This window comes from Paenibacillus rhizoryzae, assembly GCF_059686995.1.
The window spans coordinates 40009-53602 of the sequence record NZ_JCAALT010000006.1 but is presented as its reverse complement, the minus strand read 5'-3'; the positions used below and the strand labels follow the sequence as shown (position 1 = coordinate 53602).

Below are 13594 nucleotides of genomic sequence, written 5' to 3'. Positions count from 1 at the left end.
AGTCAAGCGTAAACGGCTTTCGTCAATGTGCAACTCCGGATACGTTTAAAATTTGTGATGAGGGGTGGATCTCATGCGTCGTCGATTCAGTTTAATCGCAGCTATTTTGCTTTGCCTTACGGCGGTGCTCGCAGGCTGCGGGACTAAGGACGCGGAATCGGTTGTCAAGGAATTGGACAAAACACTAACTAACTTGGGCAGCTATCACGGCAAAGGCACGATGACGCTGTACACGGGCCAGCAGCCGCTGGAGTATCAGGTGGATGTCTCTTATCAGAAGCCGCAGTACTATCGTATCGCTTTGACGAACGCGAAGAAGGACATCACGCAAATCGTGTTGCGCAACGATGAGGGCGTATTTGTCTTGACGCCGCGACTGAATAAAGTGTTCCGCTTCCAAAGCGATTGGCCGGCCAACCAAGGCCAAGTGTACCTGTATCAAACGCTGGTCCAAAGCATTCTGCTCGACAACTCGCGCCAATTCGCAGTCGATAACGATGCTTATGTATTTGATGTAATGGCTAATTATCAGAACGGATCGCTTGCTAGGCAGAAAATTTGGCTGAACAAATCCGACTATGCTCCTAGCAAAGTGGAAGTCAGCGATGCCAATGCAGCCGTAATGGTGTCCGTCCAGTTCGACTCGTTCGAGTTCGGCTCTAAGCTGGAGAAGAGCGTGTTCGATACGCAGACCAATATGGGCGCAGCAGCAGACAAACCGACAACAGCTGAGCCGGATTCAGATCAAAGCAATACGAATGTGAATGCAGATACAAATGCGAATACAAATACCAATTCAAATACCAATTCAAATGCAAATAATTCCGTCGATTCCGATGCAACAGCGAACCCGGACAATAATGGAACAAGCAGTGAAGAGTCCGACGATGGCTCGCAAGGCACGCTCGGACCGATCAATAAAGCATTTACAGCTATGGAGCCGTCCTATCTCCCTGATGGCGTATCGGAGAAAGACCAGCAGGATATCGTGTTCGGCGGCAATGCGGGCATCCTTATTCGTTATGCAGGCAGCTTCGATTACACATTGATTCAAACACAACCTAAGGATGTTGCGGTGTCTGCAATGAAAGGTGAGCTGATCGATCTGGGCTTTACGTACGGCTCGCTCACCGGTGACGACAGCGAAGCACAGCGTACGCTGACATGGACCTACGACGGCACGGAATTCCGAATCACAAGCGGCAACTTACCGCAAAATGAAATGATTAAAGTCGCGCAATCCGTACAAGGCGAGATGAGTAAATAGTGTGTACAAAAAACATTTTCCAGCATGAAACGGGCCTGTTCGACCCTCCAATTCATTGACATCAGGAAGCCAAAACGTTTAACATATAGGCTACGGGTTAATAAGATAAACGCCTGCCCTTACCAAGGCGGGCGTTTACTTTTTGGAAATGAAGGTGGAGCAAGTTGAATGTGAACGCTTATTATCGCCCCACTAGGGCAGAGATATCTTTAGATGCGCTTTCTCATAATTTGCAGTCTTTTCGGAAGGCAATGCCTGAAGGCATGCTGCTTATGGCATCGGTGAAAGCGAATGCTTACGGCCATGGTGCCGTCGAAACGGCTCGGGAAGCCGAACGCTGCGGCGTTGACTTTCTCGGTGTCGCGTTTCTTGATGAAGCTCTTCAGCTCCGGCAGGCCGGTATTAAGACGAACATTCTGGTGCTTGGCTATGTACCGCCGCAAGGCTTAGCTGCTGCGCGGGATGCGGATATTGCTATTGCGCTTTTTAGTGATGAAATTTTGGAAGCTGCGGCAGCCCTGCCGGCAAACGGGAAGAAACTCGCTGTTCATGTGAAAATCGATACGGGCATGGGCCGATTGGGCCTGTTTGCAGGTGATGCTGCATTGACGTTTATTTCGCGCGCAATGGAGCAGCCTGGCATCGATGTCGAAGGGTTATTCACCCATTATGCGCGAGCGGATGAAGCGGACAAAGGCTATACGCAGCTGCAATATGAGCGTTTCTCTGCGTTCGTCAAACAGCTTAAGGCGGCAGATCTTCATATTCCGATCATTCATGCTGCTAACAGTGCAGCCGGAATTGATACACCGGAGATGGGCGGCGGCATGCTGCGCCTTGGTATTAGCATGTACGGCATCTATCCATCGGAATATGTGAATAAGCAGCGGATCACGCTTCAACCTATCCTAACGCTGAAAACCGCAGTCGTGATGGTGAAGGAAGCTCCGAAGGGCTGGGGAATCAGCTACGGTTCACGTTATGTGACGACCGGAGAAGAGAAGATCGGAACGCTGCCGGTTGGATATGCGGATGGCTTTAGTCGCATGCTGACAGGTAAGGCAGAAGTGCTGCTGCGCGGTCAGCGCGCACCGGTACTCGGTACGATTTGCATGGATCAATGTATGATAGCGCTTGATGGTGCTGATGCCTCTGATGGTCCGGTTCAAGTCGGCGAAGAAGTCGTGCTCATCGGTGGGCAGGGCGACGAAGTAATCTCCGTTGAGGAAGTTGCTGAGAAGCTTGGCACCATCCCATATGAGATCACATGTATGGTAGCAGTGCGTGTACCGCGCGTATATCTGCGAGGGCAGCAGGTTGTTGCGGTGTCGAATCCGCTGCTGTAAGCGGCATGCATGAGGAACGAATTACCATCTAAGGATTTTCAATGGATTTAAAGGATTTTATCGTCTTATCTCGAATAATGTTGTTAAGATGTTCTTTGTTGTCGGTCTAAAGCGTTTATCTTCAATGCAGCATACTTGATATACGGTCTGCATACATATGAAGGTGTATAATACGGACCAAACAATGACATACTGTTACTGTTTTTTGCTGGAAATGTTTTGGGGGTGCGAGTTCGGTGGCCAATATGCAAAACACCAAAAGGATTATGATCAGTTTACCGGATCATTTGCTGGAGGAAGTCGACGGAATCGTCGCCAAAGAAAACTCGAACCGAAGCGAATTCATTCGTCAGGCTATGAAATTGTATTTAATCGAGCGGAAGAAACGACAGATTCGCGATTCGATGCAGCGAGGCTATCTGGAAATGGCAAAAATCAACCTAGTGATGGCGTCGGAAGCTTTTCAAGCGGAGGAAGATGCCGGCGATACGCTCGGCCGACTCGTAAGCGGGGTGTAAAGCTTGATCGTTAAACGCGGCGATGTGTTTTTTGCGGACTTGTCACCTGTTGTCGGTTCTGAACAGGGGGGCGTTCGTCCTGTTCTGGTTATTCAAAATGATATTGGCAATCGCTTCAGTCCAACCGTCATTGTAGCAGCCATTACAGCCCAGATCCAGAAGGCTAAGCTGCCGACACATGTGGAGATTGATGCGGCATTGCATGGATTTGACCGTGATTCCGTTCTGCTTTTGGAACAAATCCGCACGATTGATAAGCAGCGTCTGACCGACAAAATCACTCACCTGGATGATGAGACGATGCGTAAGGTAGACGAGGCACTTCAAATCAGTGTCGGTCTAATCGATTTTTGAACAAAAGAGCATTACACGACAGCAGGGCCAGATGGCTCTGTTTTTTTTTGCCTATTTAATCCGCCTTCGGACGTAGCTTATGTTCCATCCTGCGCCGCTGTTTGCCAGCGTCGTTTCACTCCATAATGAAAGTAACATATTGAATTGATGGAGGGATCATAGGAATGACGACAATGAATCGGCCGGATTTTGCAATTTCAGGTATGGGTACTACGGGTGGAGGGGATTTTCACCGCGTGGAGCTGGAAGGGGTCAGTAAGGTAGACGGAAACTTGGATTGTTACTCCTTTCGGATGAACGGTTTAGCAAAGGTGAAAGGCAGCATTCGCGCAGAAGAACGCTTCGAAGCAGCTGGCAAGTTAACTTTAGAAGGCTCGCTGAGAGCTGCCATAACCAAGATTGAAGGTCAGGTTACGGTACGCGGTCATTTGGCTAGCGAGGTTTATGAAGCGAATGGTTTTATCAAAGTTCAAGGCGATTGCAGGACGCAGCGATGCGATGTAAGAGGTGCGATGACCGTGGATGGCGTGCTGGATGCGGACCGTCTGAATATTTACATGGATGGCCCGGTGAGAGCGGATAGGATTCGGGCTAAGCAAATCAGCGTCATGATTACGAAAAGCGGTACACTTAAACGTCTGATGCAATCGATTCTTCCGTCAAACTGGCAAACGCAGCTGCGTGCAGATCGCATTGAAGGCGATGAAATCAATGTGGTCGAAACTACGGCAGCGCTCGTACGCGGCCGTCAGATTAAGATCGGTGCAGGCTGCGTGATTGATCGCGTCGAGTATGAATCGGAGCTCATCGTGCATCCGGACGCGGTTGTTCGCACACGAGCGCGGATTTCTGGGTAAAGGCGAGGTGAAGCTGCAGATGATGACGGGGACAAGAAGAAAAGTGCGCATTACCGGAACAGGCTCAACCTCTGGCGGTTCTTATGAAAGTATCCGCGTATTAGGTGAGGGGCAAGTGCTTGGCTCTATTGAGAGCGAATCTCTCCACAGCGTGGGGAACCTAACCGTATCAGGCGATTTGAAGGTCGGACTTTATCGCCAGGTTGGGGAAACGAACGTTCGAGGCGATATATATGGCGCTCAGATGCATGTGCTGGGCGAGTTGGATGCGACGGGAAGCATTCGCAGCAAGTCGATGAAGGTTCGCGGCCAGATGGCTGTTCACGGGGAATGCGAGGCTGAATATTTTGACGTTCGGGGCGGATTCCATATTCATGGCTTATTAAGCGCGAACGTGGTCGAGATTCGTCCATGGGGACCTTGTTATGCCAAAGAAATTGGCGGCGGGCGGATCAATGTTCGGCAGAGCAAGTGGGGCGGAATGAAACAATGGTTTACTAAGCCGCATTCGATGGAACTGAACAGCGAGCTGATCGAAGGCGAGAATATTTACTTGGAGCATACGACTGCCGATGTTGTAAGGGGAACGAATGTTAGCATTGGGCCGGGCTGCCGGATCGGGTTGATCGAGTATCGCAAGTCGCTCAAGGTAAGCAAGGATTCGATCGTGAATGAAGAGGTTAAAAGATAACATTTTATGAGAAAATGCCAATTTATGCTAGACAGCATTTGCCTGGTCTGTTATTATGAGTTCAATATTATAGTAGCAGATATTTAGCGACCGCTATGCGAAGAACGCAAGCTTGGGCTCCATGCCCTGCTTGCGTTCTTTTTTTGTTTTTCGCTATTTTAGCTGCAGAAAGGAATCGCCATGAATCGAAAGCGCCATGTATGGGTTACCGCTTCGGCAGCCCTCCTATCAGGCTTACTTGTATACGGAGTGTACGTGTTGCAGCTGCGTCAGGTGAAGTTTCAAGAGACAGTGGACGTTGTCGTTCCGGTTCGGTTCGTTGCTGCCGGTGAGCGGCTGACAACGGGAATGCTGGGTGTGAAGCAAATTGCGAAAGCCTCCTATGTACCTGAGATGTTCTTGCGAGCAGAAGAGATGGACGGCATGGAGGTGATTGTGCCGCTAGGCGCGAACGAGCCTTTGCTTAGCTGGAAGGTGGATAAATTCCGGCTGCTGCCAAGCCGTGAGCAGTCTACTTTTCAAATCCCTCGCGACTATGTCCTTTCCGTCTCGAATGGCATTCGTGCCGGAGATAAAGTCATGCTGTATTTGTCGGGAGAATCCGTAGCATCTGCCAGGTTGTTTGCCGAATCGGTGACGGTTGCCTCGGTGAAAACCTCGGGCAATCTCGAAATTGACGATACGAGCAATTCGAACCTGATGTCGCTGGCTAACTCGGATAAAGAAGGCATGTATGCCGCCAGACGTGATGCGAACGGCATGATTGATTCCGTCAATTTGAATTTGACGGAGGCACAGTGGCTGAAGCTCGATTCGATCTGTAAAGGCGGTAATAGCAAAGTGGTTATCGCCTACTCGCCCGAATCGCTTAATATTGCAGCAGCCAAGGAGGGGGCGCGATGAATGATTTCGGTGCTGTTCCCGCTAGCGGTATCGGCATAGGTGTCAGTGTTGATATCAGTGCCGCGGCAGCCAATCCGATTATCACCTTTCTCGGAACGACGCCGAATATCGGCACGACAACCGCGGCTTTCGCTTCGGCCTGCCGAATCGCAGAGGAGAGCGGAAGATCTGTTGGTTATCTTTGCTTGAATCTAAAAAGTGCCAAGGCACATCGTTTTCTTGGCGTAGATAAACCCGGCGCAACATTGGATTCGTTACGGCCGGAGCTGCTTACGGGTTCATTGCAACCCGATAAACTGCTTCGCTCCATGCACCGCTGCCGAGGAGTCCCGGATCTGCACGTGCTGTTCGGCAACATTATGCGGGATCAAGCGGAGTTTTTCACGATTGAAGAAATGGAGCATTTGTTAGCCGTCGCTGAACAGACATTTAGCGTAGTGATCGCAGATGTCGGTGCTTATTGGGATAATGCAGCAACACTGTGTGCGCTTCGTAAGGCGCATAAACGGATTATCGTAACGACAAGCGCGTTGTCTCACTTTCAGGAGGACGGACAGCGCTGGATGAAGCAGCTTTCCGCCATGTACGGCATTGCTGCTCACGGTTATGAAGCCATTATCATACAGCAGCCCTGGGGCAAAGGAGGATTTCATGTGAAGGAGATTTGTAAAGAGCTAGGCGTGACGTTTCTAGGGGAGCTGGCGTTATCGGAACCGCTGCTGTCTCAGCTTGATAGCGGAACACTCGATGAGTGGCTGTTACATGACGAGAGAGGGAAAACGGTCATGAAGGAGCCATCAAGGAAACTCATTGAGCATTATGGCTTGAAGCGTCAATTAAGAATGACGGTTCAGCCTTGGTATAAGAAGCTGTTGACCCATCGCGGCGGAGTTAGCTCCTGATGAGAGGCGAGGGGCGCTTCTCGCCATCGGCCTTCTCGGCGAAGCTGCTGGCGGTTGAAACGGTGGCAGACGCTGCTGCTCCGGTAACAGAGTATGATGCGCAGCGGGACTTTAGCCGGTTATCGGAAGACGTGCGCGCCTATTTGGCGCTGCCGCGCGGTGAGACAGAGGAAGAACGGCGTGAATACAACGAGAGCTTGAATCGGGCGGTACTTGGTTATACGTATGATCGCGAGCGCATACTCGCGGTCATTGCGGATCGTCTGCTCCGGCAGCGGATTCATGATTTGCCCGGTTACCGGCATCCGTATGCGACGCTTGCAGAGGCGCTGTTCGCGGAAGTGATTGGGATGAACGTACTGGAGCTGGTGCTGCAGAAGCGGGATGGGCTGGAGGAAATTCAAGTTGTCGGCAAGAGGATTTTTGAAGTGCGTGACGGACGAAGTATGCCGTCCCAGTATGCCTTTGATTCACTTCGCGAGGTTGAGCGCATTCAACAGAACCTGGTGCTCTACAATAACGATCGTATCAATCCGCGCAAGCGATGGGCGGAAGTGATGCTGCGCGACGGTACACGGGTTACGATGACAGGCCATGGGTTTACGGCGCAGCCAACGCTGACATTGCGATTCTATACAGTTAGGCGATTTCAACTGGAACAGCTGGGGCGAGAGGAGTTAGGAACGATCAATGAGCGGCTTCGGCGGATGCTCATAGGGATTCTGGAAGCGCGATTCAACATTGTTGTAATTGGGCCAACGAACTCCGGTAAGACCAATCTCATCAAGGCGCTGATTGGGGAACTGCCGGACGAGGAACGTATTGTCACAATTGAGGGCAGACATGAGCTGATGCTGATGCGAGATTTCCCAACGAAAAACGTGATCGAATATGAAGCGGATGAAGAGGATGTGATGCATCGCTCCACGCAGGCGTTCAAGCTGGCGCTGCGCCAGTCGCCGCAACGAATCATTCATGCTGAGATTCGAGATGAGGATGCCAACATCTATGTGCGAGCGTGCACGAGGGGACATGCAGGCAGCATGACGACGCTGCATGCCAATATGCTGGAGGATGTGCCCGAAGCAATTGCTGATATGTGCATGCTCGATGGTCGGGGGATGAACCCGGAGCGGCTGACGAAGCGGATCGCTGAGTACGTGACCCAAATCGGCATTGAAATGCGTATTGCGGCGGGACGACGTCGTTTAGTGCGACTGGCGGAGATGGGATGGGCGGATGGAGACGTGTTTGTTAGGGATTGGGCCGTATTTGATGAGGAATTGGGTGATTGGCGATATCCGCAAGGACCGTCCGCAGCTGCGCAAGCAAGGCTGAAGACAGCGTCTGTAGAACATTGGGGCGTAGCATGGCTGCCGGACTTCGCGAATATGGAGGGAACTGAACCCAAATGATCGTTAAGCTGGGGCTTCTTTCATTCATCATAGCGCTCTTTGGCACGGTGTATGTTGCAGTGCGAGGAATGATGGGAATATGGCTGCATCGGCAGCAGGTTATCGGCAGGCTGAATTATCGACGTGATCGTGGTGTCCATGAACGGATTTCACGTTTTCTGCAGCGCTTCGACCGTTCCTATCGTCATCTATCTGAGCTGCTTGAATCCCTGCAGTTAAGCTGGGGGCCTGTCTCGTTTGCCGTCACAAGCCTGCTTCTTCTGTTGATAGGAACATCCTTTGGAGCGTTATTTTTTGAGAGCGCGAAAGGCGCGTTCATGCTGGGCGGTGTGATGGTCACGGCACCTTACATGCTGCTTCGGACGATGCTTGTGCATCGCCAAATGAAGACTCGTATCGATTTCCTGCCCGCCGTAGAGCTGTTCTATCAGTGCTGCCTTGTCAGCGGCGGCAGGCAGATTAAAGCGGCGCTTCAGCGAACGGTTGAAGAGAAGCGGCTTCTTGGTCCGATGCAGGCGGTGTTTGAACAGCTGTACCGGAACGTATCCGTCCGAGGCGATGATGAAGCCAGTTTGCGGATCTTTGCGGCATCGCTCGGCCATGTGTGGGCGGATTATTTTGTGAATATAGTCCGGGCGGGGCTGGCAGAGGGACATCCGATCGCCGGCAACTTAAAGGATCTGATTACCGATATGCGTAAGGCGCGCAGAGCTAATCAGCAGGAGCGCAATAAGCTGCTCGAGATCCGTATCGCGAACTTCTCGCCTATATTGTTTCTCCTGCTGTTTATCGGAATCAACTTTCATTACAATCCCGAGAATGCCTACCAGTACTATATTGTCGATCCCGCAGGGCGAGATTTATTGCTTAACGCAGGAATGATGATATTCGGTTCTTTCGTTATGGGGTTGTGGTTATCTCGCAAGAAAATGTAAGGAGGTTCATAGCCAACCATGAGTGACTCTTTTGCAAAGGCGGTCATGTGGGCAGCACTTAGCGGCCAATATGCAGCATTATTCGTGCTCTTCGCCTCGCTATTGAAGCTGCTGACGTTTAAGAAGCCGCGTTATGTGCATGTATTGCTGCAGCATTGGCGGAAGAAGACAGTCAGCGATCAATGGCTTGCATTTACGAGGATTAGCCGTGAAAGCAGCTCGTTTAAGGAGCGAGAACGTTTACTCGCCGGATGCGGTTTTACAGGTGATGCGGCGTTGTACGTGCTGCTGCGCAGACTGTTCTTCATGCTAATTCCGCTCTGGTCGGCAGTGGCGTATGGTTTCACTTATGCGGAAGTGGAAGCTTTGCCACGCGTGAGTGCGCCATTATTGCTTGCTATCGTGATCCTTCTCCTACTATGGGACATCCCTTGGCTAGAGGCCATTAGGAAAACGAGAGCAGAACGAATGACGAAGGAGATTTATATCGTCAGTAATCAACTGCTCTATCTGGCAGGCTCCTCGCTTCATATTCATACGAAGCTGATGCGCTGCTTGCCTTACACTCGGACGATGCGAAGCGAGCTGCAGATGCTGCTTGGCGAGTGGTATCACGATGCGGAAGGCTCATTGAGACGGCTAAAGCTGCGGCTTGGAACCGAGGAGGGACTGAGCTTCGTAGAGACGATCGATTCCTTGCGGCTTCATGAGAGCGAGCAATATTATGAGCTGCTGCGAGAACGAATCCAGGATTACAAGGAGAAGCTGGAATTGGCGAAGGACAGTCGCAAGGAATCGACATCCTACTTCTTGTTTGCTATAGCAGGACTTCCGATCATGTACACCTTTCAAATTTTTATATACCCGTGGGTCCGAGAAGGACAGAAGCTGTTTAACTCCCTCAATTAACAGGTTGAGGTGACGAAGGAGGTGAGGGCATGCGGAATATCTTGATTACTGTGATGATGCTTGTTGTCGTTGTCCTGTTGTTTAATGCGATTGTAGCTAAGGATACGACCGGAACGAAGGATCAAATCGAAACGCAAGGAAATGCTGCGAATACGAAAATCAACACGATTACGATTCCATAAGGAGGCAGTAGCATGCGATCGTTATTGATGACGCTGCTGCTAATCATCGTTGCGGTCATTTTATACAATGGTGTAACCGGCGGCGAGCAAGGAACGAAGGCTCAACTGGAGCAGTCCGGCCGGCATATGAGCGACGGGATTCGGAGGATGAGCCCTTGAAGAGTCTGCTTGTATTTATCCTTCTGTCCGGCATGATGTGTTGGTTTATGTTTTCTCCGATTTATAAACATGTTCTGATTGTCCGCCAGGCTGTTCTTCAGCAAGAGGTAGATTACTTGCTGGAGATTGGGGCTAACGGCGACCATGGATATATTGATGCCGCAATGCTGCAGGAATCGAGGCTTCGATTAGCCAAATATGGACTCGTCCCTGGCTCCTTACAGTTCGTAGTCAGCTCAGGGAGCGGAGATTCAGCCACCGACGCCACTAAGCCGCTGCTTAGGGGAACCGCCTTGTCGCTGACGGCGAGCTATCCCATCGAAGGTTTGCTCGCCATTGACCGTTTGATTGGGCTGGCACCGCCACCGGCGAATACGAAGCTGCGAGCAACCGGAATGAAGATGAGCGAATATGTCCCGTAAGCATCCCGGGGAGAGGAAGCTGTCGTATGTATAAGCTGGTGCTTGTCATGCTGATGATGGTCGTATGGATGCTGCTGCACGCACTTCAAACCGATGAGGAGCTGGCGATAACGGCGCTGTTTCAGGGTAAACACGCGGTTAATCGCGCTGCACATGCCGCGGTACAGCAGGTGGATGAAGGCGCATTGGCAGAAGGCCGACTACACATTGATGAGCTTGCCGCTAGCAGGGCGGCCGGGCTGTACTTGCAACGCAACCTGCAGTTGGATGAGAGCGGGAAGCCCTTACCCGGCGCTTATTTGCGGGAGCGGGTGGATGTCGTTGATTTTCAAGTGATCAACGGAGACAGGACGTTTCCATACACCTATCGCAATGATACCTACGACTACGAGGTAACGTTGCAGCGACCCGGCGTCATTCTGATCGCCAGGATCGTGTATCCCCGCATTTTTACTGTGATAGAACCCATAGAGTGGACGATCAAAGGAGCAGCGGAGCTGACGTCAAGTTGACGGAGCCGCTGCTCTTTTTGTTAATATCTAAGAATTTATAAGTTTCACACTTATAAATGAGCTTAGAAATCTTCGGAATGAAACGAGCTACGCCGTCAAAGCACGGCGCCAGCCGTTTCACCTTGTGGGAGTAGAATCTCGCAGTGAGAACTCAGTGTATTTGTGCACCTTTTCAGTTTCACAGTGTACCTTTCTGATGAAAGCGTTTGCTATACTGTGTTTATCAAACCGGCAAAGCTTCGGCAAGGAAGAAGGAGGAAGCAAAAGTGGCAAAATCAGGCCTAAAGTCGATCGCAGCGCTGCATCCCATGAGGACTGCGGCACCGTCGAAACGCGGCCTTTGGCAGCGGATCGCGGATCATCGTGTGCTGTATCTGATGTTTCTGCCCGTCATCGCGTATTACGTTATTTTTCGGTATTGGCCGATTGTGCTGGCATGGATCGTAGCCTTTAAGGACTTGCAGCTGGGTACAGGCGTGTTCAACAGCGAGTGGGTGGGCTTCGGTAATTTTCGGATCATGTTCGAGGACCCCGAAATCGTCAACGTGCTGCGGAATACGGTCGAGATCAGCCTGCTTCGTATTGTGGTCGGCTTCTTCCCGCCTATTATCCTTGCGATCATGTTCCATGATCTTGCGTCGAGCAGAACGAAGAAATGGCTGCAAAGCGCAGTCTATATTCCGCATTTCTTCTCATGGGTCATCGTATACGGGATCGTGTTTGCGTTTTTCTCCACAGGGTCTGGTTTCGTTAACAATGTGCTGGCATGGTTGGGTTACAACCGGTTCGAGTTTTTTCTATCGGAAACGTGGTTTCGTCCGCTGCTGCTCGGTTCCGCGCTGTGGAAGGAAATCGGCTGGAGTACGATCATTTACCTGGCAGCACTGACGACCGTCGACCCGCAGCTGTATGAGGCTGCCACAATCGATGGCGCGGGGCCGATGAGGCGAATTACGGCGATAACGTTGCCAAGCATTCTCCCTGTAATCACCTTTGTGCTTTGTATCAGTCTCGGAAATATTCTGTTCGCAGGCGGCGAGCAAATTCTACTCTTCTATAATAAGGCCGTGCTCGATTCCGCAGATGTCATTGAGACTTGGGTGTATCGTGAAGGACTTAATCGGCTTCAATTCAGTATCGGAACGGCTGTCGGCGTCTTCCAGTCCATTATAGGCATGGTCTTCATTATATCGAGCAACTTCATCGCCAAAAAATACACCGGCCGTGGCATCTGGTAGAATGGGGGGCTACCTATGATCTATAAATCGCGAAGCGAAAAGATTTACCAAACCATCATTCATATCATCGTTATTCTCGTGGCGATCACCGCCATCTTCCCGCTAATCTACGTCCTTGGGATGTCGTTTACGACCAAAGCGGAGATGATTCAACGCAATTATTTTGTCATTATCCCAAAGGAGCCAACTCTTGAGGCATATAAGCGGATCATGGCTTCCTCCGTCGTGTGGCACTCGTTCATGATTTCCGTCTTCCGCAGTACAGTCGGACCCCTGCTTTCATTGGCGCTGACGACGATTGGGGCATATGTCTTGGCGCAGCGGACGCTGCCCGGAAGGAAGCTGTTCCTCTTCTTCATTCTGGCGACCATTCTGCTCAATGGCGGCATGATTCCCACTTATCTCGTCATTAAGCAGCTGGGGCTCATCAACTCGCTATGGTCGATGGTGCTGCCGCTCATGGTGGATAGTTTCGGTCTGCTCGTCATCAAGATTTTCATCGAGAACCTGCCGGATGGCCTCGTCGAATCCGCCAAAATCGATGGAGCCGGAGAATGGAGCACATTGACGCGTATCGTGATTCCGCTTGCGGCGCCGGCGCTGGCTGCCATTGGGTTATTTAACCTCGTAGCGCATTGGAACAGTTGGTTTGACGCGTTGCTTTATTTGAATGATAAGTCGCTCTATCCGCTGCAGATGGTGCTCAAGAACATGCTGACCGTCGATTCTATCAGCGGCGACAATATGAATGGTATGTTGAAGTCTACTCAAGCCGTGAGTACAGAAACGATCAAGATGGCAACGGTCGTCATCGGCCTCGTCCCGATTCTATGCGTCTACCCGTTCCTGCAAAAGCATTTTGTCAAAGGGATGTACATGGGTGCTGTCAAAGGATAAATACCAAGCAAGTGTAACAGAGGTGTCGAGAAGCCATCCGGAGGCGCTTCTTCACATATATCATTGGTTTCAGAGAGGGGATCAAGA

Annotated in this window: 17 protein-coding genes; all 17 read left to right on the top strand. The window is 51.0% G+C overall.

Annotation, left to right across the window (positions count from 1 at the left end; translation table 11 throughout):
* The first annotated feature begins 73 nt into the window (after window positions 1-73).
* The gene (locus AC6ESO_RS18465) at window positions 74-1267 is read left to right on the top strand and encodes an outer membrane lipoprotein-sorting protein (RefSeq protein WP_497092632.1); all 1194 of its coding nucleotides are present in this window, start codon (window positions 74-76) and stop codon (window positions 1265-1267) included.
* 170 nt (window positions 1268-1437) lie between these two features.
* Complete coding sequence (gene alr / locus AC6ESO_RS18460) at window positions 1438-2613, top strand: alanine racemase (protein WP_497093003.1); 1176 nt, start codon at window positions 1438-1440, stop codon at window positions 2611-2613.
* 236 nt (window positions 2614-2849) lie between these two features.
* Window positions 2850-3131: a CopG family ribbon-helix-helix protein gene (locus AC6ESO_RS18455; protein WP_090581236.1), complete on the top strand. Its 282-nt coding sequence runs from the start codon at window positions 2850-2852 to the stop codon at window positions 3129-3131.
* Window positions 3132-3134: 3 nt separating this feature from the next.
* A complete protein-coding gene (locus AC6ESO_RS18450; protein WP_090581240.1) occupies window positions 3135-3485 on the top strand; it encodes a type II toxin-antitoxin system PemK/MazF family toxin in 351 nt (116 codons plus the stop codon).
* 164 nt (window positions 3486-3649) lie between these two features.
* Window positions 3650-4342 (top strand): hypothetical protein, encoded by a 693-nt coding sequence (locus tag AC6ESO_RS18445; RefSeq protein WP_497092631.1) that lies wholly within the window; start codon window positions 3650-3652, stop codon window positions 4340-4342.
* Window positions 4343-4361: 19 nt separating this feature from the next.
* Entirely contained in the window at window positions 4362-5033 is a 672-nt protein-coding gene (locus AC6ESO_RS18440; protein WP_497092630.1) for a hypothetical protein, read from the top strand.
* 180 nt (window positions 5034-5213) lie between these two features.
* Window positions 5214-5936, top strand: a complete 723-nt coding sequence (locus tag AC6ESO_RS18435; RefSeq protein ID WP_497092629.1) for an SAF domain-containing protein — start codon at window positions 5214-5216, stop codon at window positions 5934-5936.
* Window positions 5933-6838, top strand: a complete 906-nt coding sequence (locus AC6ESO_RS18430; RefSeq protein WP_497092628.1) for a CpaE/TadZ family protein — start codon at window positions 5933-5935, stop codon at window positions 6836-6838. The genes AC6ESO_RS18435 and AC6ESO_RS18430 overlap by 4 nt, the downstream gene beginning before the upstream one ends.
* Entirely contained in the window at window positions 6838-8253 is a 1416-nt protein-coding gene (locus AC6ESO_RS18425) for an ATPase, T2SS/T4P/T4SS family (RefSeq protein ID WP_497092627.1), read from the top strand. Before AC6ESO_RS18430 ends, AC6ESO_RS18425 begins: the two co-directional genes overlap by 1 nt.
* Window positions 8250-9188, top strand: coding sequence for a type II secretion system F family protein (locus tag AC6ESO_RS18420; protein ID WP_497092626.1), 939 nt, complete (start codon window positions 8250-8252; stop codon window positions 9186-9188). Before AC6ESO_RS18425 ends, AC6ESO_RS18420 begins: the two co-directional genes overlap by 4 nt.
* An 18-nt stretch (window positions 9189-9206) precedes the next feature.
* Window positions 9207-10097: a hypothetical protein gene (locus AC6ESO_RS18415; protein ID WP_497092625.1), complete on the top strand. Its 891-nt coding sequence runs from the start codon at window positions 9207-9209 to the stop codon at window positions 10095-10097.
* A gap of 29 nt (window positions 10098-10126) precedes the next feature.
* Complete coding sequence (locus tag AC6ESO_RS18410) at window positions 10127-10279, top strand: hypothetical protein (protein WP_177246046.1); 153 nt, start codon at window positions 10127-10129, stop codon at window positions 10277-10279.
* A gap of 12 nt (window positions 10280-10291) precedes the next feature.
* Window positions 10292-10438 (top strand): hypothetical protein, encoded by a 147-nt coding sequence (locus tag AC6ESO_RS18405; RefSeq protein ID WP_494820754.1) that lies wholly within the window; start codon window positions 10292-10294, stop codon window positions 10436-10438.
* Window positions 10435-10860 carry a hypothetical protein gene (locus AC6ESO_RS18400; RefSeq protein ID WP_497092624.1) on the top strand — a complete coding sequence of 142 codons (426 nt, stop codon included), beginning with the start codon at window positions 10435-10437 and terminating at the stop codon, window positions 10858-10860. Before AC6ESO_RS18405 ends, AC6ESO_RS18400 begins: the two co-directional genes overlap by 4 nt.
* Before the next feature lie 26 nt (window positions 10861-10886).
* A complete protein-coding gene (locus AC6ESO_RS18395) occupies window positions 10887-11372 on the top strand; it encodes a hypothetical protein (protein WP_497092623.1) in 486 nt (161 codons plus the stop codon).
* A gap of 266 nt (window positions 11373-11638) precedes the next feature.
* Window positions 11639-12610 (top strand): ABC transporter permease, encoded by a 972-nt coding sequence (locus tag AC6ESO_RS18390; protein WP_497092622.1) that lies wholly within the window; start codon window positions 11639-11641, stop codon window positions 12608-12610.
* Window positions 12611-12625: 15 nt separating this feature from the next.
* Window positions 12626-13507, top strand: coding sequence for a carbohydrate ABC transporter permease (locus AC6ESO_RS18385; protein ID WP_497092621.1), 882 nt, complete (start codon window positions 12626-12628; stop codon window positions 13505-13507).
* Window positions 13508-13594: the final 87 nt, after the last annotated feature.